We start from the raw sequence: 24,129 nt of genomic DNA, 5'->3' as shown, positions 1-24,129 counted from the left end.
CATGCAAATCTTCGGCATCCGCCACTTATCGCCTGCATCTGCGTTCCATTTGTCGCGCCTGCTTGATGCCGTCCAACCGCAAATCGTACTCATCGAAGGCCCTGACGACGCTACGGCGCATCTCGACACACTGACGCACTGCGAGACACGCGCCCCCGTCGCGCTCATGGCCTACACCATCGATCCGCCCATTCGCTCCATTCTCATGCCCTATGCCGACTATTCGCCCGAACTCATTGCCATCCGTTGGGCACACGCAAATGGCGTGACAGCACAATACATCGACCTGCCGTCAAGCATTTTTTGTGCGCTACACGGCAAACAGTCCGACAATGACCGCACAGACCCCAACGCCATTTACCACGATATTGCCCGCCGCAACGGCTATGACAACTATAATGCCTATTGGGAAGCTGTTTTTGAACATTGCGCAAGTAGCGAAGATTATGCCCTCGCCATATCGGAATTTGCCGAAACGTTACGAAAAATCCAGCCGCCCAACGCCATAAACTTGGTGCGTGAAGCCTATATGCGTCGTCAAATTGCGGCGGCGCGGCAGTCCGGTATACCCGATAATAAAATCGTCGTTGTCTGCGGCGCCTACCACGCCCCCGCTTTGTACAACGGTGACGGCATGACCGACCAAGAGCTCTCGCAGTTGCCGGCACTCGAAACTGCATTAACAGCCATGCCCTACGCCTATTCGCGCCTGTCAACTCAAAGCGGCTACGGTGCCGGCAACGAAAGCCCTCACTATTTTCAGCTATTATGGCAAGCGCTACAAAATAACACATTGACACAACTACCAACTATATTCCTAACCCAAGTCACCCGCCAACTGCGCAACCAAGGCAACATACGCTCAACCGCTGAAATCATTGACACGGTGCAACTGGCGCGGCGATTAGCAGACTTACGCAATGCCGAACAGCCTACGCTACAAGACTTGCGCGCCGCTGCCGTTACCTGCTTGGGCCAAGGCGAACTGTCCGTTATTTCTGAGGCAATGCACCACGCCGAAATCGGCACAGCCATGGGACAGTTGCCCGTTAACACCGCCCGCACAGCATTGCAAAACGACTTTGCTCACCAACTGCGGCAACTGAAACTCGGAAAATTTCACGCAGACGCCGCACGGACATTGACGCTGGATTTGCGCAAGCCGTTAGACCTGCGCCGCTCGTTTTTCTTGCATCGCCTGTACACGCTCGGTGTTTCGTTCGCCGCGCCCAAGCCCAATCACCAACACCACGCCACGTGGAAAGAAACTTTTACGCTACAATGGTCACCCGACATCGAAGTCGAACTTGTCGAAACTTCCCTACTCAGTGCAAGTATTGAGCAGGCAACATTGATTTTCTTGCATGAGTCACTGTCAGAATGCAGCGATGTGTCTGACATCACACGCATTTTGCAACAATCAGCATTGTGCGGATTGCCCGACACCCTGCGGCAAGCACAGCAACAGTTGGCAGAATACGCCATCGACAATGATGATCTGCCCACACTGGCCAACGCTGTGCAAGATATGTCTGCCGCCATCACCTACGGCAGTTTGCGCCGCGTCGATGCTGCACCGTTATCCAACTTGCTGGCGCAACTTTTCCTCAGAGCTGTGCTGCAAGCCCCTGCCGCATGCAGCTGCAATGCATATACCGCCCCGCGCCTACAACGCGCTCTGCACACCTTGCATATAACCGCCGACACACATTCTGATATCGTCAACATATCGCAATGGCACGAAACTCTGCGTGAATTAACCAAACGCGATGACATCAACCCGCAACTGGCCGGCTACGCAACAGCAGTGCAACTCAGCATCGGGCAGCTCAATGAGGCAACACTCGACATGCATCTGCACCACCGGCTCTCCGTCGGCACCCCAGCACCGCAAGCCGCCCAATGGTTCGAAGGCTTAGCGACACTCAACCATTACGCCCTATTGCTCAACCCACTGCTCTGGCAACTGCTCAACACCCTCATTGAAACCCTGCAAGATGAGGATTTTTTGCGGATCTTAGTCGTTCTTCGCCGCACTTTTTCCAACTTTTCGCGCCAAGAGCGACGCAATATTTGGCAACATTTAGGGGAAATTTGGTGCGTTTCGGACGATGCTGTCGAATACATAATGTCACAAGAATTATTAACCAACGACTTCAATTTCGAGGAGTACAGCCTATGACAAATCTGCAAACTCGCTGGCGCCTGATTCTCGGCAATGACGTCGAAGGCCTGCCTGATCCCACACCCCAAAACACTGCTCTCGACCGTGCCCTGTCCGTCGTCTACAACAGCCAAGATGCCAGTTTAGACCATAGCGCACCTGCTGTGACGCAATGGCTGACAGATATTCGAAATCTCTTCCCCAATGATGTTGTCAGCGTCATACAACATGACGGCATAGAGCGCAAAAATCTCACCCAACTACTGCTTGAGCCTGAGACACTCGCCGCTGTCAAGCCTGACCTCAACATCGCCGCTACGCTGATGCGCCTGCGCCATAACATCCCCGATAAATCCAAAGCCATTGCGCGATCTGTTATACAAGCCGTGGCAGACGACATCAATGAGCGTCTACAAGACGACCTGCAACATGCTGTCCACGCCACTATCAACCGCAACAGCCACAATCCAACAGCTCGCGACATCGACTGGCAGCGCACGGCACGTAAAAATATAAAACACTACGACCCGCAAGCCCGCCGCATTATACCCGAGCGCATATATTTTTACGACCGCACCAATCGCCGCAAACAATGGACTGTCATTTTGGGTATCGACCAATCGGGTTCAATGGCCGAGTCGGTTATCTATGGCTCAATCTGCGGCAGCATTTTGGCATCAATGGCAAGTACAAAAACACACGTTGTCACCTTTGACACCGCGGTACACAACTTCACAGAATTATGCGCCAATGATCCAGTCGATATGCTCTTAGGCGTGCAACTCGGCGGCGGCACAGACATTAACAATTGCGTCAAACACTGCCGTCAATGGATAGAAAATCCGGAAGAAACACTACTCATCTTACTTACCGACTTATATGAGGGCGGCAACCGATCACAGTTATTGGCGCAATTAGAGCATCTGCACCGCAACGGCGTTAAAGTACTTGTTATGACAGCACTTAGTGACAGCGGCGCACCGGCTTACGATGAAGCAACTGCTAAGCACATTGCCGCGCTGGGCATTCCATGCTTTGCATGTACACCCCAAAAATTACCCGAGATACTGGCCGACGCATTGAGATAGCATAGATTCATAGAGTACATCTCATCTGCATCATTCTACACGCTCATACCACTCCGATTGGGCATAAAACATCTTAGCGTAAACACCATTTTGCAAAAGCAAATTTTCATGCTTGCCCTCTTCTGCGATTTCGCCGTCTTTCATTACGATAATCCTATCGGCAATGCGCGCCGACCCCAATCGATGCGTCACAACAACGGCCGTCTTGCCCTTGGCTAAAGCACCGAACTTTTTATAGATGCGCGTTTCTTCCAATGGGTCAATGGCCGCCGTCGGTTCGTCGAGAACAATCATATTATGCCGGCGATACAAGCCACGTGCCAAGGCCACACGTTGCCACTGACCGCCCGACAAGTCAACCCCCTCAAACTCTCGACTCAGCATTGTCATCATACCCTCCGGAAATACATTCACATCATCGAGCGGTAAGTCAGCAGCATGTACACTCTCAATTTGGCGCACATTGTCATTAAGCACGCTGTCGCTGATATCAATATTTTCACTAAGCGTCATCATGTAGCGTTGATAGTTTTGAAACACGGCAGAAACTGGCGAAGTACCAATAGCACTTACGTCATGACCGCCTCTTGTAACTCGTCCTTTAGTCGGTGTATAAATGCCCAGTAACAGCTTAATTAAGGTCGATTTTCCCGCGCCATTTTCACCAACAATGGCAAGCGTCTCACCCTCTTTAATTGTCAAATTTACATTCTGTAATGCTAAATGCTCACTGTTAGGGTAAATAAAGCTGGTATCTTCAAAAACAATGTCACCTTTTTCGGATATCTCAGCCGGCTCTCTTTCAGGTAGTTTCATAAAGGTCACATAATTTCGGACCACGCCAAAATAATGAATCATAGTGCCAAGTTGCCAACGCGCAAAGTCCTCCATCATACTGAACAAGCCGCCGAGCGCGCCGAAAACAGCGGCAAATGCCCCAATGCTGACCTGCCCATTGAATAAGGCAAAAAACAGCATAATAATGCAGCTTATAAAGCCTGCCAATGACAATGCGCCCGTACCAAGCTCAATCCATAAGTTTTTCGACTCTGCCTTCCACTGCTTTTGATTTAACAGCTTAATCAAAAACATATACATATTCTTAAAGTTTGGAAAAATGCCGAGAATCCGCGTTTCCTTAAAGAATTCACGGCTGCATGTCATTTCCTCATACGACCAGTATTCACGGTTGACAGGTGCCAATTCATCTTGCAATTTAGTGTTAATACGCATTCGTATAAACTGTGACAAAAACGCCGGAACCAATGTAAAGGAAAGCGACAGCACAAAGATAGGCTCAAGCGAAAAGAGAAATATGCCAAATAGAATAAAATACGGAATGTTATAAAACAAAATCGAAAAGATGTTGGTGCCCAGCCATGCGCTATAATTTAGCCCTTCTTGGGCCTTGACCATCTCATCAAACAACTTGGGGTCTTCATACAACAGCGGGTCGATTGATGCCGACTTTCTGAGCATTTTTACATTACTGTATCGCTGGTAATGTAAATTTCTTTGGTCGTGCAGATAATCGCCAATGCCTTGATTGACAACATTAATGACCATAATGCCGAAAATCGCCAACAACAAAAGGAGAGCAACAGAAGTGCCCGCCCCCGGCGTAAGCGACGCCTCAATGTTTTCAAACAACATCGCCGCAAGCACAATTGAAAGCACTGAAAAAGCTGCCCCCAACGTATCCATTGTTGCACGGACGATAGAAATAACCGGCTTTGCGCGGATTAAATCCATAAACACATAGCTGTATGTCGCAAAGAAAGAAAGTTTTTTTGTTTTGCCCTTCATTCATACCAGCCTTTCTGGCTCTCGAACATCTCGGCATACAGCCCTTTTCTCATCATGAGTTCCGCATGGCTCCCCTGCTCGATAAGCTTGCCTTTATCGATTACCAAGATTTCATCAGCTAACTTTGTCGAACCTAGCCGATGACTGATAAAGAGTGTTGTTTTTCCTGCACTTAGCGTCTCGAATTCGCCATACACACGACTCTCGCTCAATGGGTCAAGCGAAGCCGTCGGTTCATCCAGAATTTTAAACGGTGCAAGACTCATCATTGAGCGTGCCATCGCCACACGTTGCCATTCGCCACCAGACAAGTCAACACCATCTTGCTTGACTTTACCCAACGGCGTATCAATGCCTTTGGGTAACTTGTCCGACGCGTCGTCAAGTGCAATAAATGCAAGCACGTGTTGCCATTCAGCGTCAGTACAATTAGGGTTAGCTGCCCGACCATACGTGATATTATCGCGCAAACTCACGGGATATTTGGCAAAATCCTGAAATACAACACTGTATAATGACTTTAATTGCGCTTGCGAATACTCACGAATAGAAATGCCATTAATCAAAATGTCGCCCTCAAAATTATCATACAAACCAGTGATCAACTTAGTAATCGTCGTCTTTCCAGAGCCATTGATGCCCACAAGCGCATAGAGCTTTCCTTTTTTTAGCGTAAAATTAATACCGTCAAGGATAATTGCTTCCATTTCAGGATAGGAAAAGCGTACATTGCGAAACTCTAAACTTTCAAAGTCCACAGGCGGCGATGCCGGAAATTCCAGTCCGCCGCTTGTTTCCTTAAAATTCATAACAGTAGTCAAATCACGAAAAAATTCACGCTTTCGGGCTAAATCTTTAACCTGCCAAGGGAGTTCCCAACTAATCAAAGGCGCAAGACTGTTGCCTGCCGTAACCAACGCGATAAAAGTACCAATGCTTACAACACCTGCTTGCACCGGCCCAATCAGCGTCGCTATGATTGTAAAGACGATAACCGCCGTAATAATTCCGCCTGTATGGTGCCTAATTAAATTCAACTTTTGTGTATGGCGGCGTATATTATGTGCCACTGTAAAATTTTCAACGGCTTTATGACCAATTGCTTCACTATATCCAAACAACGTACGTTCCAGCACACCTTCGCGATTATTCAGTACATAACTGTAGTAATTCCAGCGGCGGTCATACGGTGAGCACTCTTTTTCAGCATCATAAGCCTTTTTGCCCGCCCGTTTGGCTATAAGCAACAATGGCGCAGAGGCTACCAAAATAATAGGCACAGAATACCAGACTTGCAATGCAAAAATCAATAAAATTGAGACAATCCTAATACTCATATTAGTGATATTTGCAAATCTGTAATAGCCGTAAATCACTTCAAATTCTGGGTCTTGAATAACACGCGACAAAGCATCCAATGACTCTGGACTTTCAATATATTGGTAGTCGACGGCCGCACGCTTTTCAAAAATTTCGAGGCGCAATGTCGCCCGCAATTTCAGTGGAATTTTATACGTCACAAAATTGAGGAAAAAGTCTATAAGCCTCGGATATGCTTGAATGGCAAGCAGTAACCCCAAGGGGAAGTATATATGACTGAACGGTTGCGAATCAGCTATAATCGACGATGCCGTATCAATGAAGTTGGCCATCACAACAATGGTAAGTGCAGGCGTTAACGCCTGCACAATATGATACAGTGTAATAATTGATGTCAGTCCGGGTATATAAGCAAATGGCAGCCGAATACAATCGAACAATGTGTATTTTCGGGCAGTCAAATAACGTTTGGGCTGCATAAGTGGTCTCCTAATTTCTATGTAGTGTGTTAGAAATCACTGTTCTGAGGTCCTAAATTTTTCACGCTGTATCATTGTGTTTATCGTATCATGCATACTGGTGTTTGTCAATATAACAATTTGTAAATTTCCAAAAACTTTAAATGCGTTTACATGTATTTTAGACTTGCATATCATGTCATTTTGTGTTACAATTAGACCGTTTGAATAAAGAGAGATAAAGGAGAAGGATTATGCCAAACAGAAAAACCACCGCACCGTTCAAAGGCACGCCCGAGCAAGAAAAAGAGCTGCGTGCCATGATTGACAAGCACAGATCAACACCGGGGCTTGTCATGCCTATCTTGCAAGAGGCACAAGAAATTTACGGCTATCTGCCCGAGCAAGTATTGCATATCATCAGTGAGGAAATTGATGTATCTGTGTCGGAGTTATATGGCGTTGTATCGTTCTATGCACAGTTTTCCACCGATCCCAAAGGCAAGCATCAAGTTAACGTATGTATGGGCACACCTTGCTACGTCAAGGGTGCACAAAACTTGCTTGACCGCGTGGAGGCCAACTTAGGCTGCAAAGCCGGCCAAGTGAGCGATGACGGGCTGTTTTCTATCGAAGGTGTACGTTGCGTTGGCGCTTGTGGACTCGCACCACTGATGATTATCGATGGCAACGTATACGGTCGTCTTACGCTCGACGATGTCGACGGCATTTTGGCAAAATATAAATAATTACGGAGGGTACTCTTTCATGATGAAAAAGACTTTACAAGACCTCAAACAAATACGCGATACTTTGCGCCCTAAGCTCAGCGTACGGCAAGAAATTGGTTCAGAAAGCGCCACGCACGAGCCGATTGCCAACACAAGCAGTGATCGTTCACACATCCTCGTTTGCGGCGGCACTGGCTGCTTAAGCGCCAAAAGTGACGCCATTGCCGAAACTTTTAAAGAGCATATCAAAGCACATGGCTTGGAAAATGAAACACAAGTCATTCTGACCGGCTGCTTCGGGCTCTGCGCACTCGGTCCGATTGTGGTTGTCTACCCTGAGGGAGCATTCTACTCTAACGTGGAAATCGACACCATCCCGCGCATTGTTGAAGAGCACATCGCGGGCGGCAAAGTCGTTGCCGACTTGGTTTATGAAGAAACCCGGCTTGAAGACGGCAAAATTGGCTGTCTCGGCGAAACGGGGTTTTACAAAAAGCAAATGCGCATCGCTTTGCGCAACTGCGGCTTGATTGATCCCGAATGCATTGACGAATACATTGCCTATGATGGCTACTTCGCATTGGCAAAAGCCTTGACTGAGCAAAAACCACAGGATGTTATTGATACGGTTAAAGCCTCACAAATTCGCGGACGCGGCGGCGCAGGCTTCCCGACAGGTATTAAATGGCAATTCGCGGCTGATCAGCCAGCAGGCAAGAAATACGTTGCCTGCAACGCTGACGAGGGCGATCCTGGCGCGTTTATGGACAGAAGCATTCTCGAAGGCGATCCCCACAGCATCATTGAGGCTATGGCACTTGCCGCTTACGCTATCGGTGCCGATGAAGGGTGTGTATACATCCGCGCCGAATACCCCATTGCCGTTAACCGTTTTGAAATCGCGCTCAAACAAGCACGTGAATACGGATTATTGGGCAAGGGCATCTTAGGCACGGACTTTAACTTCGATTTGAATGTTCGTCTGGGCGCAGGTGCTTTTGTTTGCGGCGAAGAGACGGCACTGCTGATGAGCGTCGAAGGCAAGCGCGGCGAACCACGCCCGCGTCCGCCATTTCCGGCCGTTAAGGGCCTGTTCGGCAAGCCGACGGTACTTAACAACGTTGAAACCTACGCCAACATTCCGTGGACTATCCTCAATGGTGCCGAAGCCATGCAAAAAATCGGCACAGAGAAAAGCAAAGGCACCAAAGTGTTTGCCGTAGGCGGCAAGATTACAAACGTCGGGCTGGTTGAAGTGCCAATGGGCATCACGTTTCGCGAAATCGTTGAAGAGATCGGCGGCGGTGTCCCCAACGGCAAAAAATTCAAGGCAGCGCAAACGGGCGGCCCTTCGGGCGGCTGCATTCCCGCCGAGCATCTTGACACCCCCATTGACTTTGACAGCTTAATGCAAATTGGTTCAATGATGGGTTCTGGCGGCCTGATTGTTATGGACGAAGACAGCTGTATGGTTGACATTGCCAAATACTTCCTTGACTTTACCGTTGAAGAATCGTGCGGCAAGTGTGTTCCCTGCCGCGTCGGTACCAAGCGTATGCTGCAAATCCTCGACCGCATTACCGAGGGTCACGGCAAGATGGAAGACCTTGACACATTGGGAGAATTGGCTGCCCATTTGGCACAAGCCAGCCTATGTGCGTTAGGTCAAACAGCACCTAACCCCGTTGTGTCAACACTCAAATACTTCCGCGACGAATATATCGCCCATATCAAAGACAAAAAGTGTCCCGCCGGCGTATGCAAAGAGTTGCTGGAATATGTGATTATCCCTGAGAAATGTGTTGGCTGTACCTTGTGTAAGCGTGTGTGTCCGACCGACGCCATCAGCGGCAACGTCAAAGAAGTACACGTCATCGATCAAGAAAAGTGCACAAAGTGCGGTCTCTGCCTGCCTGCATGCAAGAAGTTCGGCGCAATTATTAGAGAGTAGAGGTGAGTGAAATGGAAAATATAAATGTAAAAATTAATGGCGTCAACTTCGAAGTGCCTAAGACTTCGACCGTGATGGACGCTTGCCGCGTGGCCGGCATTGACATTCCAACATTGTGTTACATGAAAGACGTCAACGCCATCGGTTCATGCCGTGTTTGCGTGGTTGAAGTCAAAGGCGCGCGAACATTAGTTGCCAGCTGCGTGTATCCCGTCGCCGACGGCATGGAGATTTCCACTAACAGCCAAAAAGTCATTGAGTCACGCAAAACAACACTCGAATTAATTCTGTCCAATCACCGCATGGACTGCTTGACTTGTCTGCGCAACCAAAATTGCGAACTGCAAAAGATGGCAAAAGACTTCGGCATCCAAGATATACGCTTTGAATGCGATAACGATGTGCCGCGCATTGAAGACTCCGAGCAGCACTTGGTGCGGGATAACTCCAAATGTATCATCTGCCGCCGCTGCGTATCAATATGCAAAAACAATCAGGCTGTTGCCGTTATCGGCCCCAATAACCGCGGCTTCGATACTCAGATTTCTTGCGCTTACGACCGCAACTTGGACGAAGTGCCTTGTGTGTCATGCGGCCAATGTATCGCGGCTTGCCCGACTGCGGCGCTTACAGAAAAAGACCATACTGAACAGGTTTGGCAAGCACTTGATGATCCGAGCAAGCACGTTGTAATTGCCGCCGCACCGTCCATTCGCGTAACGTTGGGCGAATGCTTCGGAATGCCCATCGGCACAAACGTTGAGGGTAAAATGGTTGCTGCTATGCGCCGCCTTGGTTTTGACGGTGTATTCGACCTCAATACAGCGGCTGACTTAACAGTCATGGAAGAGGGGCCGGAGTTACTGAGCCGCCTAAACAACGGAGGCAAGCTGCCGATGACAACAAGCTGCTGCCCCGGCTGGATTCGTTACTGTGAACAGTTCTACCCCGAATTTATCCCCCATGTGAGTTCTTGCAAAAGCCCGCAGCAAATGTACGGTGCGATCATGAAAACATATTATGCCAAGAAAATGGACATTGACCCGAAAGATATCTATGTGGTATCTGTCATCCCCTGCACAGCCAAAAAGTTTGAAGTGACACGCGATGGCCAATCGGCCGTTGAGGGCTTGCACGACATCGATGCCGCGCTCACTACGCGTGAGCTTGCACGCATGATTAGCCGCGCCGGCATTATGTTTTCTGAGTTGCCCGATGAGGGACTCGACCCGGCGTTTGGCGTTTATTCCGGCGCCGGCGGCATCTTTGGCACAACGGGCGGCGTAATGGAGGCAGCATTGCGTACCGTTTCTGAGCTCGCCACGGGAAAGCCCGCACCCTCCATTGATTTCACTGATGTGCGCGGTTTAGAAGGCATCAAAGAAGCCAGCTATACATTGGGCGATAGAGAGGTTAAAGTCGCCGTAGCATCCGGTCTGGTCAATGTCCGCCGCTTGCTGGATAAGATTAAAGCCGGCGAAGTACACTACGACTTCATCGAAATGATGGCATGTTCAGGCGGCTGTATTAACGGCGGTGGCCAACCTGTACAAGCCGCGCCCTTGCACAAATATAACAACTTACGTGCCCTGCGCTCTAAGCCGCTCTACGACCAAGATAAGGCAATGACGTTGCGCAAAGCGCACGAAAATCCGGTTATCAAAGAAATCTATCAAGAAATCGGCGAACCGGGCGGGCACACGGCACATGAATGGCTGCATACCACGTATACGCCAAGAGCAAAGTATAAGACAGATTAACACGACACTAAAGACACCGCATTGGCTTAGCAATGCGGTGTCTTTCTTCTGTACGGCACTCTTCTGAGGCGTCAACATACTCCAACAAAAAAGGCAGATGGCTCTTCCATCCGCCTTTTTTAGCGCAAAGTTTATTCCTCGCCGGCTTCTTCTTCGTTAGTCTCTTCGCCGTTTTCAACGCCATTATATTCGCCGACGTCAACCGTTTCTTCGCTGTTTTCGGCAGGTTCTCCGCCGCTATCAGCTGCAAACACGACACGCAATTCCGGCGCAACCATACGTGCCAAATAGAGTGCCGCACCATGACTGCGCGTAACGTTGGCCTGCGGTTCAAAATCAGGCGTCAGTACGCCGGCACGCATGAGGTTCAACACGGCGTCGTACCCGCGTGAGCCGGGTTCCATGCTCGGCACAGCGTCAATGTCATTGATGATAGGTAAAGCATCGGCCGGCAACGCTCGGTTGAACAGCATTGCCCACTCCAAGCCCATCAAGACATCGGTGTTCTCGTAGCCCACCCAACCATCAGCTAAAATACCATGCTCCCGTGCATAAGCAAAGAACGGTGCATACCATGCATCATCGTCAACAGTCGGCAAACGATAGCCGTTGTAAATACGGTGAATATCCACAGCAATGGCCACGCCCTGTACATACGGCATTGTGCCATCAGCGTTGAACAAATAACCACCGGATTCGTCTTCCACACCGCTAATCAATCCAAGTGCTGTAACAAGATTCAGTGCCTCAAAGTAGTCGTCAGTCTCACTGACATCATTGAATTCTATTGGGTCTCGCTGTTCAACGAAATTGCCAAACGACGGCTCGGCGTCAATTGGGGGCGGCTCTTGTTCAGGCGGTGTGACTTCGCAGGCAAACATCATCACCAACAATGCCGCAATCACCGTCAATATCGCTACTGTTTTCAGCATATTTAACCTTGTTGTATTCTCAACTCAGGCGAAATCATACGCGCCAAAGCAACAGCCATTTCCCAACGGTAGACATCTTGCGAGCCATCAAAATCAGCCGCCAAAACACCGGCACGCATCAATAACAGCGTTTCATCAAAACCAAATGTACCGGGCGTCATACCGGGTACTTCGTTGATGTCGTTGATGACAGGGAACATCTCAGGCGGGAATGCGCGGGCAAAAACAATTGCCATCTCATTGCCGAACAATTCATCACCGGGCGTGATTGCCATCTCATCCATCTCTTCTTCTGTGAAAATGCCATGATACTCTGAATATGCTAAAACATTCTCTTCCCAGCTGCCCTGATCGCCTTCTGGATATGGATCATACCCGCCAAAAATACGGTGCAACGAATTGGTGATTGACAGACCGGCACGGAATTGCAAAAGACTATCGGGGCGAAATTCTCCAAGTTGGTCACCTTCAGCCGGCACAACGCCGCTAATCAACCCACGTGCAGTAACAAAATCCAAATATTGCTTATATTCGGCGTCGTCCGGTACATCGGCAAAAGCCAACGGCTCGCGTTCCACTACAAACATATCCAACGCATCATCCGCAAGCGGTTCTTCCAGCACAGCCGGCTCTACCGGCGGGATGGGGGTGGGTTCATGCTCTTCCTCAGTAGGATCATTAGGTTCAGTAGGTTGCACCACATCGGTAGGACCGTTCACTTCTGTACCGTTTCCATTTTCATTAGCAGGGTCATCGTTGTCAGCGCAGGCTGTCATAAATGCCGCCAGCGCAACCAGTACCAAAGCCAGGATAAGTAATTTCTTCATGGGGTTTCTCCTTTCAAATTTGCCAATCGGCAGTATTGTGAGTAGTATATCAATTTGCGGTGTATCTGTCAACCCCTAGTTGTGCGTCGAGCCAGCGCCTTCTGTCCCTCAATAAACAACAACATCACTACGCATAACCCAAGCACGCCAAACCACTGCTGCCACGCCAATGTACTTAATCTAAAAATTGTCCGCGTTGGCGCAAACAACACAACACTCACCTGCAATAACGCACTACCCGCCACAGCACCGAACAGCGCTCTATGTTTTCTCGGCTCAATGGCAAACACGCTCACGCGCTCGCTCTGAAATCCCACGGCGGCAAAGAGTTGCGTCAGTGATAACGTCATAAACGCCATTGTTGTGCCAATGACACCACGTCCGCCGAGCAAAAACGCCGCGATAGTCAACGCCGCTTCGACAGCGCCAACTGAAAGTACGCGTCCCCACGTCTGTCTATCAAAAAATGGCAAATTGCTGTTGCGCGGCTTGCGCTGCATGATATCAGGCTCCTCCGGTTCAACGCCCAGTGCCAGCGCGGGAAATGTATCAGTGACGAGGTTGACCCATAATAAGTGTATCGGCAACAAAAACTGCTGGTCCGCTGTCATCCAGCCGAGCAGAGTTGCAGCCAGTATGACCAATACTTCACCAGCATTAGACGACAGCAGGAAACGCACAGCCTTGTGAATATTATCAAAAATGCGCCGCCCCTCACGCACAGCTGATACGATTGTAGCAAAATTATCGTCAGTGAGCACCATATCGGATGCGCCCTTGCTTACGTCGGTTCCGGTGATCCCCATGCCTATGCCGATGTCGGCGGCTTTCAGTGCAGGTGCGTCATTCACACCGTCGCCTGTCATGGCAACGACTTTTCCCTGTGACTGCCACGCCGTAACAATCCGTGCCTTATGCTCCGGTGCAACACGAGCATATACTCCCACATTCTCCACCCGCCAATCATCACTTAACGCATCCAATTCTGCACCAGTAATTGCCGCTCGACTCTCTCCTAACATATGTAAATCTTGCGCAATAGCAACTGCCGTCACCTTATGATCACCGGTAATCATAACAGGCAAAATGCCTGCTTCGTGGCAGGTTTTAATTGCACTTTTGGCTTCGGGCCTTGCAGGGTCAATCATGCCAACCAGCCCAATAAAGTGCAAATCATATTCGGCATCATTGGCATTAAATTTCGGCGCATCTTTATAAGCAAACGCCAACACTCGCAAGGCTTGTGTTGCCATAGTTTCATTAACACTTTCAACTTTTACACAATCTTGTTCTGACAGATTACAGCGTTGCAACAGCACATCGGGCGCACCTTTGGTGTACACTCTAACGCCACTTTCCTTCTCTACTGCGACTGTTGATAATTTCCGCCCTGAATCGAACGGAATGTCACCTATCCTTGGTGCACCAAGATCATCGCGCCTTATGCCATTCTTTAACAGATAATCCCAAAGTGCCGTTTCGGTCGGATCGCCAATTGTTTTTCCGTCGTGGTCAATTCGCGCGTCGTTACAGTGTTTCATGGCTTCGCCAAGTAAGGTTTCGTCACCATGAAGTTGTACAACGGTCATTTTGTTTTGTGTTAACGTGCCGGTTTTGTCGCTACATATAATCTGTGTTGCTCCCAGCGTTTCAACTGCGGGCAGGCGACGAATAATCGCACCTTGTTTCGCTATACGGCTCATACCCATGGCAAGCACAATCGTAACCACAGCGACTAACCCCTCAGGAATCGCCGCCACGGCAAGGCTGACTGCCGTCATAAAGGCATTAAGCATCTCACCGCGATCGCGCAGCAAAATCAGTCCAAAAATTACGCCGGCAATGCACAACACACCAATCGACAGCATATTTGAAATGTTATTGAGCTGTTTTTGTAACGGTGTGATTTCTTTTCTAGTGTCAGCAAGTTGCTTGGCAATTTTGCCCATCTCTGTGTCCATGCCGACAGCTACGACAATGCCCTCACCGCGCCCATATGCCACGCCCGTACCCATAAACGCCATGTTGATACGGTCGCCCAGCGGACAATGTTTATCTTCCAATACGCCGACAATTTTTTCGCTCGGCAAACTTTCGCCTGTCAATGCCGACTCCTCGATTTTCAGCGAACTCGTCTGTAATAGACGCAAATCAGCGGGCACAGCATCGCCTGTTTCGAGCAACACGATGTCGCCAACCGTCAATTCGGCGGCGGGAATTCGGTGAATCTTTCCACTGCGCTTGACGTTACAAGTTGGAGCTGACATGCTCTGCAAAGCCTCCAACGCCGCTTCGGCGCGCGACTCTTGAATTGTACCCAACACGGCGTTGAGCAACACAACTATACCGATAATCAAACTGTCGGCCATTCCATGAGCAACAAGTGCGGAAATCACTGCCGCCGCAATCAATATCCAGATCATAAAATCGCTGAACTGCGACAGAAAGATGGTAAACAAACTCTTTTTCTTCTCGCCTTCAATGGCATTATCTCCATACTGTCGACGACGCAGGACGGCTTCATCATCGGTCAAGCCTTGCCTGTCCGTTTTGAGGGTTTTTAGGGTGTCGTACTCGGTGGCGACGTGGTAGGTCATGAATACAATTCCTCCGCAATGTTGTATAGGGCACTTACCAGGCATCTCGTGACAGAAAATTGGGGCGCTCGGGTGTGCGCCCCTACAATACTTAAAATAATAGCTTACTTTGCCCGCATTTTTTGGCGGTTTTTGGCAGGTCGTCCCTAAAAAATCCGAAAAAATATCTAAAACGTGGACAAAAATGGGTTTACAATGAGGGCATTGTATGGTATACTGTCATGGTTTGAAAAATGAAAAAAATTAGGAGGCACATTATGGCAAGACAACTCAAAACCATGGATGGCAACACCGCGGCAGCGCACGTTTCGTATGCGTTTACTGAGGTGGCGGCCATCTACCCTATCACACCATCATCGGTTATGGCGGAGCTAACCGACATTTGGAGCAACCGCGACGACTTGAAAAACATTTTCGGTCAGTCGGTCAAAATCGTTGAAATGCAAAGCGAAGCGGGCGCAGCCTCGGCTGTGCACGGCAGCTTGCAATCAGGTGCTTTGACCACGACATACACCGCGTCGCAAGGTCTGTTACTCATGATCCCCGGTATGTATAAGATGGCGGGCGAACTGCTGCCCGGCGTTATCCATGTTTCGGCGCGTGCGCTGGCCAGCCACGCGTTGTCAATTTTCGGTGACCACAGTGACGTCATGAGTTGCCGCAGCACCGGCTATGCCATGATGGCGGCCACCAACCCGCAAGAAGTTATGGACCTCGGCGCGGTCGCACACTTGGCATCGATCAAAGGCCGTGTGCCGTTCTTGCACTTCTTTGACGGCTTCCGCACTTCACACGAGGCGCAAAAGATTGAAATTTGGGACTTTGACACCCTTAACAAAATGGTTGACCATGACGCGGTACAAGCCTTCCGCGACCGCGCGCTCAACCCCGACCATCCCGTACTGCGCGGCACGGCACAAAACCCCGACATCTTCTTCCAGGCACGTGAGGCTTGTAACAGCTACTACGACAACCTGCCTGCCATTGTAGAAGAGTATATGGGCAAAGTCAACGCCGAAGCAGGTACAGACTATAAACTATTTAACTACTACGGCGCGGCCGATGCAGAGCGCATCATCGTCGCCATGGGTTCGGTATGCGACACCATTGAAGAAACCATTGACTACATGAACAAAAACGGTGAAAAAGTCGGCTTGGTCAAAGTGCGCCTGTATCGCCCGTTTGTCGGCGCGAAATTCGTGGCCGCGCTGCCCAAAACATGCAAGACAATCGCTGTGCTTGACCGCACCAAAGAGCCGGGCGCATTGGGCGAGCCGCTCTACCAAGACGTGATGACTTCGCTGGCCGAAGAGGGCGTAACCAACATCAAAGTTGCCGGCGGCCGCTACGGTTTGGGCTCGAAAGACGTTCCGCCGTCAAACATCATCGCTGTGTACAAAAACCTCAATAGCGCTGATATGAAAAAGCGTTTCACCATCGGTATCAACGACGACGTCACCAATCTTTCACTGCCTATTGACGAGAACCCCGATACCACACCGGAAGGCAACATCAGCTGCAAATTCTGGGGTCTGGGCGCAGATGGCACCGTTGGCGCCAACAAAAATACCATCTCGATTATCGGCGACAAAACCGATGATTACGCACAAGCCTACTTCTCTTACGACAGTAAGAAATCGGGCGGTGTTACCATCAGTCACTTGCGTTTTGGCAAGCAACCCATCAAAAGCACTTACTATATCAACAAAGCTGACTTTGTGGCCTGCCACAACCCGTCGTATGTCGACAAGTATGACATGACGAGTGACATCAAGCCGGGCGGTACATTCCTGCTCAACTGCGCTTGGGACGTCAATGATTTGGATAAGATCCTGCCCAGCAACGTCAAACGTCACATTGCCAATAACGACATTTCAGTCTACACCATTGACGGCATTGCGTTGGGCGAAGAAGTCGGTTTGGGTAAGCGCATCAACACCATCTTGCAAGCGGCATTCTTTAAGCTCAACCCCGGCGTCATGGACATTGACAAAGCCGTTGAATACATGAAAGCCGCGGCGACCAAGAGTTACAGCACGAAAGGCGAAAAGGTCGTGGCTATGAACCACGCGGCCATTGACATCGGCGTCAAGAACGTCAAGAAAATTGATGTGCCTGAGGCATGGAAAACAGCGAGCGGCAGCGACTTGGCCATTAGCAAAGCTGTCGATTGCGACCGCCCTGAATTGAAGGCCTTTGTTGAAGACGTTATGATGCCCATCGCGGCGCAAAAAGGCGATTTGCTGCCTGTCTCGACATTTGCAAACGTTGAAGACGGCACTTTCCCGCAAGGCAGCGCGGCCTTCGAAAAGCGCGGCGTTGCCGTCAACGTACCCAAGTGGATCCCTGAAAACTGCATTCAGTGTAACCAATGTTCATATGTCTGCCCACACGCGGTTTGCCGGCCGTTCGTCTTGGACGCGAAAGAGCTGGCCGCCGCGCCGGAAGGCTATCAAGCCATTAAGATGATGGGCAAAGGCTGCGACAGCTATCAATACGCCATCAACTTGTCGGTCAACGACTGTTACGGCTGTGATGTCTGCGCCAATGTCTGCCCCAGCAAGCAAAAAGCGTTGGTCATGGAGCCGTTGCATACGCAGCTTGACGAGCAAACACGTTATGACTACGCGTTCGCCAACGTCACCGAAAAAGAAGAGGTTGCTGCGGCATTCAACAAAAACACTGTCAAAGGTTCGCAGTTCCTGCAACCGTTGCTCGAATTCTCGGGCGCGTGTGCCGGTTGCGGCGAAACACCTTACGCCAAGTTGATTACACAACTCTACGGTGACCGTATGTACATCGGCAACGCAACCGGTTGTTCATCAATTTGGGGCGGTAACGCACCGAGTACGCCGTACACCGTCAACAAAGAGGGCAAAGGCCCGACATGGTGTAATTCACTGTTCGAGGACACGGCGGAGTTCAGCTACGGTATGTTACTTGGTGTCAATCAGCGTCGTGACAAGGTTGAATCGTCAATTAAGGCACTTCAAACTCTCGGCATGACGCCCGATTGCTTTACCGAATGGCTCGACAACAAAAATTGCGGTGACGGTTCAAAAGCTGCCAGCAAGAAACTTGAAGCGTGGCTTGACGGCGCAATGAAAGATTGCGGCACATGCGGCTGTGACTGTGATAAGCATTTGCAATTCCTCAATGCCAACCGCGACATGTTCGTCAAAAAATCGGTTTGGGCATTCGGCGGCGACGGCTGGGCTTATGATATCGGATTTGGCGGCCTAGACCACGTTATTGCCAGCGGTGACGACATTAACATGTTGGTATTCGACACCGAAGTTTATTCGAACACCGGCGGACAAGCATCCAAAGCATCACAAATCGGCCAAGTCGCACAGTTCGCGGCTGCAGGCAAAGGCATTGATAAAAAAGACCTTGCATCGATGCTGATTGCCGCCTACCCCTACGCCTATGTCGCACAAATTGCCATGGGTGCCAGCCAAAAGCAAACCATCGACGCCATTGTCGAGGCGGAGAGCTATCCGGGACCGTCTATTGTTATTGCATACTCGCCCTGTGTGGCGCACGGCATGAAAGGCGGCTTAGGCATCTCACACGCACAGACAAAGCGCGCTGTTGAGGCCGGCTACTGGCACAACTTCCGCTATGACCCCCGTCTTAAAGCCGAGGGCAAGCAAGCTTTCCGTATGGACAGCAAAGCGCCGACAGCCAGCTACAAAGACTTCATCAGCGATGAGACACGCTATACGTCACTGAAAGTCTTGTTCCCCGAGCGCGCCGAGGAACTGTTTGACAGAGCCGCTGAAGCGGCGGCGGATAAGTACAAGGTTTTGGAGAAGTATCAAGATATTTATTAGGCACTTACTGAATCAGCAAAAAGCACCGATGGCATAAGCCATCGGTGCTTTTTTAGGTGCATTCCTCCCACGCGTAAAATAAGTATATCTTCATAAAAAATTCCTTGTCAAGCCTTGCGCAATTTGTCAGCTTATGGTATACTGAGTTGTTGGCTTTATGGAGAGGATGGGAATGCATGATACAATTTGGCACGGGCGGGTGGCGCGCTATTATCGCTGATGGTTTCACCAAAGCAAATGTACAACTGCTGGCGCAGGCACTGGCGGATACAATGAATGCTGAGCAGGCTAATGAGCTTGCTTTGGGCTATGACCGCCGGTTTTTGTCGCGCGAAGCGGCGATGTGGGCGGCGGAAGTCTTGGCGGCTAATGGTATTCGCGTCCATTTCATCAACAAAGACGCGCCCACGCCATTGGTTATGTATGTTGTTAAAAAGCGCGGACTGCCTTACGGTATGGCAGTGACGGCCAGCCACAATCCTGCTGTTTACAACGGCATTAAGTTGTTTATCAAGGGTGGGCGTGATGCCGATGAAAACATAACGCAAGCCATGGAGTCACGGCTGGCGACGATGGCCAGCAGCCAAGTTAAGGTTATGACATTTGAGGCCGCCTTGGCAAACGGGCAAGTAATGGTCATTAAACCACAGAATGAGTATTTGGATTCGATTATCGACATGATTGATATAGATGCTATTCGAAAAAAGAACTTACATGTCGCGCTTGACCCGATGTTTGGCGTCAGCCGGACAAGTTTGCAAACGCTGTTGATGACAGCACGGTGCGATGTTGATACCATTAACGAGAGGCGCGATACACTGTTCGGTGGGCGACTCCCCTCCCCTAACGCGCACACACTCAACGATTTGACAAATTTCGTGAAAGAAAACGGCTGTGACATCGGCATCGCGACTGACGGCGACGCTGACCGGCTGGGTATTATCGACGATTGCGGTGCGTTTGTGCATCCCAACCAAATTTTGGTATTGCTATACCATTATCTGTTAAAATACAAGGGTTGGCGCGGCGCGGCAGTGCGCAATATTGCCACCACGCATCTGCTTGACCGTATCGCAGCAGCTTATGGCCAAACGTGCCACGAAGTGCCTGTTGGCTTCAAGCATGTTTCAGGAAAAATGGCGGAAAATGACGCGATTATCGGCGGCGAAAGCTCTGGCGGCTTGACCGTTCGCGGTCATATTCAAGGCAAAGACGGCATTTACGCGGCCATGCTGCTGGTTGAAATGCTTGCCGTTAGCGGACGGAAATTGAGTGCCATCTATCAAGACATTACCGACGAGTTCGGCGCATGTTATACTGATGAACGCGATTATAGCTTTACAGCCTCGTGCAAAGACGCCATATATCAGCTGCTGATGGTGGATAAAAAATTGCCCGATTTTGGCATTGAGATCGAAACTGTGAGTTATATAGATGGCTGCAAGGTCTATTTTTCCAACGGCGGCTGGATTATCGCGCGCTTTTCAGGCACAGAGCCGTTGCTGCGTATTTTTAGCGAGATGCCGAGTCAAGCGATGGCGACATCGGTTTGCGATACGCTTTGCGGGGCATTGGGAATGTAAAGAATTAAAAAATCCGTTCTGTGCCGTTGACAAACGGGCACAAAACGGGTATAATAGCAATCGGTCGTTACCCTTAATAACGCTTGTGTGGCTCAACGGTAGAGCAGCTCATTCGTAATGAGCAGGTTGCCGGTTCGATTCCGGCCACAAGCTCCATACAAGACCTCGCTAAAGCCTTGACATTTAAGGGTTCAGCGAGGCCTTTCTTTATTCAAAACTCTTTCTTTTCCATCCTTCATGCTACCGGATCATATCGAGACGAAACGATTGTGTTTAACGAAACATCTCCAAAAGAGCCTTGGGGTTGTATTGTCAAGGACTGTTTTTCGGGCATGGAAATACCCCATAGGGTAAAGGCGTGTAAAGCCTTGCCCTATGGGGTTTTGTGTGGATAATATCAATTTTTACGGCGTAGGTCGGCGGTTAGCCGTTAGGGTAGGAGTTTGCTTATTTAGTGTATGGGGATACATTAAACTAATTATATCCAAACCCTTTGCATTTATATCCGCAATTTTTACACATACCGCTCCAATATGAGGGTTTCCCACCGCATTTAGCACATAATCTGTTTCTTCGCCGCACTTCAATTTCATCAAAAGTCTGTACAATAACAGTTTTTGAAAGTATTTTATCGCATATACACAAATTCAAATTATTATGCGAATCGCGGGATAGTATATATCTTCCAATTACAAAGATAATATTACCAATATGAAGACTATTAAAATTTGCACACCCCCAATACTTTGATAAAATTGTATTGTTTGATTTTATAACTGCGTTTGCAATTTCTCGATTTGAAGTATGCGCAATTGTTTTGCCCCATTTTGATTTAAGTATCTCAGCAGTTTCTTGCCCTTCATCTAGCAACATCCTCACACATGGGAAATCTGCATTTGGACGAACACTCAATTGATGTATTATTATCAATGCTCCTTTATCTAATACTGTCCACAGTCTATTTGGGTCTGCGCTGCCATTTCGAATTTCAGCACAAATAACTTGTGCATTTGTTTCCCACTCAGCAATAAAGGAGCTATCTCCCAGACGTATTGCATTGTCTATATATTCCCTAGTCGGACAAAGCTGAGCCAACATACTCCAACCCCTTACATCGCTAGGATACTGCTCAACCATTTCCATAAAAACTTCAACAGCTTTTGTTTCATTTTTAAGGGTCAACCAATCTGTTGCTCTTTTATAAAGATTGTCCACTCCGTCTGCATTACCATATACATTAACTGTTGATGCAGTTATGTTGTTAGTAGTGTTGTATAAACTAACTGCTTTTTCAACAATAAATTGCGTCCCACAAAAGTTGCAAATTGCGGAGTCTTGTGCGGGATTGACTTCCAAGTTTGCCCCGCACGATTCACATTTCGCAGCAACTAACGGCATAGTAAATCATTCCTCTCATAAAACAAATTATAAATATGATACCACGCACCCCGCCGATGTGCTAAGTGCAGATAACAATACCACTATACCACATAACCGCCCCAAATACAAGCCTTTTCGATAGGCTGTGAAACACAGACCCATCGCTTGCCACACCTACCGCTCCATGTCAAGGTTGCGTGTTTTTGACCTCGGTTCTTTGGGTAGTAACTCCTCCACGGCTCGTTTGGTTTTGTGGACGTGGTTTATATCGGCTTTGAGTTTTTGGAATTGTTGGTTGCTGATAGTTTCATCTGAAATCCCCCTTTGTTATCATTAAGATGCATTACGAAACGACAAAGTACAAAAGCTTATCAAATTATGATGCCGGAAAGTATTGTATATGTATTCAATAAAGGGTTATATTGCCCATTCACCCTGTTTAAAAATAAAAATTTCTTCTCCAGCTTGGGTAGTGCCCATAATGTCCATATCTGATGTGCCTATCATGAAGTCCTCGTGAATAGAAGATTGATTGAGAATGCCTTTGCTTGCACCCTTGACCGAGTTAGGATAGGCATATCCTAATGCTAAATGACAAGACGCGTTTTCATCAAAGCTACTATCATACCAAAGAACATTTAGTTGAGAAATAGGGGATGAATGGGGCACAAGCGCCACTTCCCCCAGATAATCAGCATTATCATGTGTTGTTAACAATTCTTTTAATACATGTTTGTTTTCCTTGGCATCATAGTCTACCACCTTACCATCTTTGAAACGAAGCCAAAATCCATCAATAACCTTGCCCATATAAACCATGGGTTTTGTTGCATAAACAATACCATTAACTCCTGTACGTAAAGGAGCGGTAAACACCTCTTCTGTTGGTATGTTTGCAACGAATTTATTGCCCATTGTGGACTCTCCAACACAGGACATCCATACATGCTCTTGGGGCAATTCCACTTCCAAATCCGTGCCTGCATCAGTCTTAAAATGTAAGTGTTTAAAATTGTGAGCCGCCAAAGCATCTATTTTGTTCTGTAAATGTTCTATATGCTTATGCCATGTTTCCATAGGTTCGTTTTCGTCTATACGACAAGCGGAATATATTGCCTCCCACATGAGGCTCTCAGCCTCTTTCGTGTCTTTTGCATTTGGGAAAACTTTATTTGCCCAAGCGGTTGTCGGGACATATGCCATACCCCACTGCACCTTCCAGCCTTGATTATACAAAGGTTGTCGAGCTTCTTCCACAGCTTTTTGCTTCATTTCAATATGCTTTGGATTTACACCAACTGAAAGCTCAGAGTTGGGCGCATAAATTGTTAGCACATTATAGCTATCATCAACCCAATGCTTGACCCGAGCTTTTTCCCACTCCAAAACTTTGTCATAGTCGTCATTAGGCGATAACAAATAGTCGATTCTATCTGACACTTCATCTTCCCAACAAATAACAACATCTGCTACGCCAATTTTATAAGCCTGTTCCATTATCATACGTGCGAAATATGCAGCGTCCACCGGTGAGAATATTAACAGCTTCTGTCCCGGTTGAATATTAACGCCTATTTGAACTATTAGATTGACATACTTTTGAAGCTTATCCATAAATCGAAACCGCCTTTTCTATTTAATCAACACATTACATTGGCTAAACATTTACTTGTCCTCTATGTTCCGAAAATATAAA

General features: G+C 48.6%; 14 protein-coding genes and 1 tRNA gene. 8 read left to right on the top strand and 7 right to left on the bottom strand.

Annotated features, from left to right (window positions below):
• Window position 1: 1 nt before the first annotated feature.
• Window positions 2–2,182: a DUF5682 family protein gene (locus FWE06_04180; GenBank protein ID MCL2546376.1), complete on the top strand. Its 2,181-nt coding sequence runs from the start codon at window positions 2–4 to the stop codon at window positions 2,180–2,182.
• Window positions 2,179–3,252, top strand: coding sequence for a VWA domain-containing protein (locus FWE06_04175; protein MCL2546375.1), 1,074 nt, complete (start codon window positions 2,179–2,181; stop codon window positions 3,250–3,252). The genes FWE06_04180 and FWE06_04175 overlap by 4 nt, the downstream gene beginning before the upstream one ends.
• A gap of 30 nt (window positions 3,253–3,282) precedes the next feature.
• On the opposite strand, the gene FWE06_04170 is transcribed toward FWE06_04175, so the two are convergent.
• Both FWE06_04170 and FWE06_04165 read right to left on the bottom strand, forming a co-directional pair.
• Window positions 3,283–5,058 carry an ABC transporter ATP-binding protein/permease gene (locus FWE06_04170; GenBank protein ID MCL2546374.1) on the bottom strand — a complete coding sequence of 592 codons (1,776 nt, stop codon included), beginning with the start codon at window positions 5,056–5,058 and terminating at the stop codon, window positions 3,283–3,285.
• Window positions 5,055–6,857, bottom strand: coding sequence for an ABC transporter ATP-binding protein/permease (locus FWE06_04165; GenBank protein ID MCL2546373.1), 1,803 nt, complete (start codon window positions 6,855–6,857; stop codon window positions 5,055–5,057). Before FWE06_04165 ends, FWE06_04170 begins: the two co-directional genes overlap by 4 nt.
• A gap of 233 nt (window positions 6,858–7,090) precedes the next feature.
• Between FWE06_04165 and FWE06_04160 the strand changes: the two genes are divergently transcribed.
• The 3 genes from FWE06_04160 to FWE06_04150 all read left to right on the top strand — a co-directional run bounded on the left by FWE06_04160 (window position 7,091) and on the right by FWE06_04150 (window position 11,278).
• On the top strand, window positions 7,091–7,585 hold the full coding sequence (locus FWE06_04160; GenBank protein MCL2546372.1) for an NAD(P)H-dependent oxidoreductase subunit E: 495 nt from the start codon (window positions 7,091–7,093) through the stop codon (window positions 7,583–7,585).
• 124 nt (window positions 7,586–7,709) lie between these two features.
• Complete coding sequence (locus tag FWE06_04155; protein ID MCL2546371.1) at window positions 7,710–9,518, top strand: NADH-quinone oxidoreductase subunit NuoF; 1,809 nt, start codon at window positions 7,710–7,712, stop codon at window positions 9,516–9,518.
• An 11-nt stretch (window positions 9,519–9,529) separates the two neighbouring features.
• Window positions 9,530–11,278, top strand: a complete 1,749-nt coding sequence (locus FWE06_04150; protein ID MCL2546370.1) for an NADH-dependent [FeFe] hydrogenase, group A6 — start codon at window positions 9,530–9,532, stop codon at window positions 11,276–11,278.
• Between the two features lie 131 nt (window positions 11,279–11,409).
• Here FWE06_04150 and FWE06_04145 read toward each other — a convergent pair whose 3' ends face one another.
• The 3 genes from FWE06_04145 to FWE06_04135 form a co-directional block, all read right to left on the bottom strand.
• Complete coding sequence (locus FWE06_04145; GenBank protein ID MCL2546369.1) at window positions 11,410–12,210, bottom strand: S-layer homology domain-containing protein; 801 nt, start codon at window positions 12,208–12,210, stop codon at window positions 11,410–11,412.
• Window positions 12,211–12,212: 2 nt separating this feature from the next.
• On the bottom strand, window positions 12,213–13,037 hold the full coding sequence (locus tag FWE06_04140; GenBank protein MCL2546368.1) for a hypothetical protein: 825 nt from the start codon (window positions 13,035–13,037) through the stop codon (window positions 12,213–12,215).
• A 68-nt stretch (window positions 13,038–13,105) separates the two neighbouring features.
• Window positions 13,106–15,634 carry a cation-translocating P-type ATPase gene (locus FWE06_04135; GenBank protein MCL2546367.1) on the bottom strand — a complete coding sequence of 843 codons (2,529 nt, stop codon included), beginning with the start codon at window positions 15,632–15,634 and terminating at the stop codon, window positions 13,106–13,108.
• 257 nt (window positions 15,635–15,891) lie between these two features.
• Here FWE06_04135 and nifJ point away from each other — a divergent pair, with 257 nt between their 5' ends.
• The 3 genes from nifJ (at window position 15,892) to FWE06_04120 (ending at window position 21,209) form a co-directional block, all read left to right on the top strand.
• The gene (gene nifJ, locus FWE06_04130; GenBank protein MCL2546366.1) at window positions 15,892–19,470 is read left to right on the top strand and encodes a pyruvate:ferredoxin (flavodoxin) oxidoreductase; all 3,579 of its coding nucleotides are present in this window, start codon (window positions 15,892–15,894) and stop codon (window positions 19,468–19,470) included.
• Window positions 19,471–19,646: 176 nt separating this feature from the next.
• Entirely contained in the window at window positions 19,647–21,053 is a 1,407-nt protein-coding gene (locus tag FWE06_04125) for a phosphoglucomutase/phosphomannomutase family protein (protein ID MCL2546365.1), read from the top strand.
• A gap of 81 nt (window positions 21,054–21,134) precedes the next feature.
• A tRNA-Thr gene (locus tag FWE06_04120) sits at window positions 21,135–21,209 on the top strand.
• Between the two features lie 318 nt (window positions 21,210–21,527).
• Here the strand turns inward: FWE06_04120 and FWE06_04115 are convergent.
• Window positions 21,528–22,451 (bottom strand): hypothetical protein, encoded by a 924-nt coding sequence (locus FWE06_04115; protein MCL2546364.1) that lies wholly within the window; start codon window positions 22,449–22,451, stop codon window positions 21,528–21,530.
• A gap of 399 nt (window positions 22,452–22,850) precedes the next feature.
• On the bottom strand, window positions 22,851–24,047 hold the full coding sequence (locus tag FWE06_04110) for an aminopeptidase (protein MCL2546363.1): 1,197 nt from the start codon (window positions 24,045–24,047) through the stop codon (window positions 22,851–22,853).
• Between the last annotated feature and the right edge of the window lie 82 nt (window positions 24,048–24,129).

This window comes from Oscillospiraceae bacterium (genome assembly GCA_009780275.1).
Taxonomy (GTDB): Bacteria; Bacillota; Clostridia; order Oscillospirales; family UBA929; genus WRAI01.
This window is presented reverse-complemented; position numbering and strand designations above follow the sequence as displayed.

Excerpts from the sequence above, each read along its gene's own strand:
- FWE06_04180 (MCL2546376.1), top strand. The coding sequence starts at position 2 with ATGCAAATCTTCGGCATCCGCCACTTATCGCCTGCATCTGCGTTCCAT.
- FWE06_04175 (MCL2546375.1), top strand. The coding sequence starts at position 2,179 with ATGACAAATCTGCAAACTCGCTGGCGCCTGATTCTCGGCAATGACGTC.
- FWE06_04170 (MCL2546374.1), bottom strand. The coding sequence starts at position 5,058 with ATGAAGGGCAAAACAAAAAAACTTTCTTTCTTTGCGACATACAGCTAT.
- FWE06_04165 (MCL2546373.1), bottom strand. The coding sequence starts at position 6,857 with ATGCAGCCCAAACGTTATTTGACTGCCCGAAAATACACATTGTTCGAT.
- FWE06_04160 (MCL2546372.1), top strand. The coding sequence starts at position 7,091 with ATGCCAAACAGAAAAACCACCGCACCGTTCAAAGGCACGCCCGAGCAA.
- FWE06_04150 (MCL2546370.1), top strand. The coding sequence starts at position 9,530 with ATGGAAAATATAAATGTAAAAATTAATGGCGTCAACTTCGAAGTGCCT.
- FWE06_04145 (MCL2546369.1), bottom strand. The coding sequence starts at position 12,210 with ATGCTGAAAACAGTAGCGATATTGACGGTGATTGCGGCATTGTTGGTG.
- FWE06_04140 (MCL2546368.1), bottom strand. The coding sequence starts at position 13,037 with ATGAAGAAATTACTTATCCTGGCTTTGGTACTGGTTGCGCTGGCGGCA.
- FWE06_04135 (MCL2546367.1), bottom strand. The coding sequence starts at position 15,634 with ATGACCTACCACGTCGCCACCGAGTACGACACCCTAAAAACCCTCAAA.
- nifJ (MCL2546366.1), top strand. The coding sequence starts at position 15,892 with ATGGCAAGACAACTCAAAACCATGGATGGCAACACCGCGGCAGCGCAC.
- FWE06_04125 (MCL2546365.1), top strand. The coding sequence starts at position 19,647 with ATGATACAATTTGGCACGGGCGGGTGGCGCGCTATTATCGCTGATGGT.
- FWE06_04115 (MCL2546364.1), bottom strand. The coding sequence starts at position 22,451 with ATGCCGTTAGTTGCTGCGAAATGTGAATCGTGCGGGGCAAACTTGGAA.
- FWE06_04110 (MCL2546363.1), bottom strand. The coding sequence starts at position 24,047 with ATGGATAAGCTTCAAAAGTATGTCAATCTAATAGTTCAAATAGGCGTT.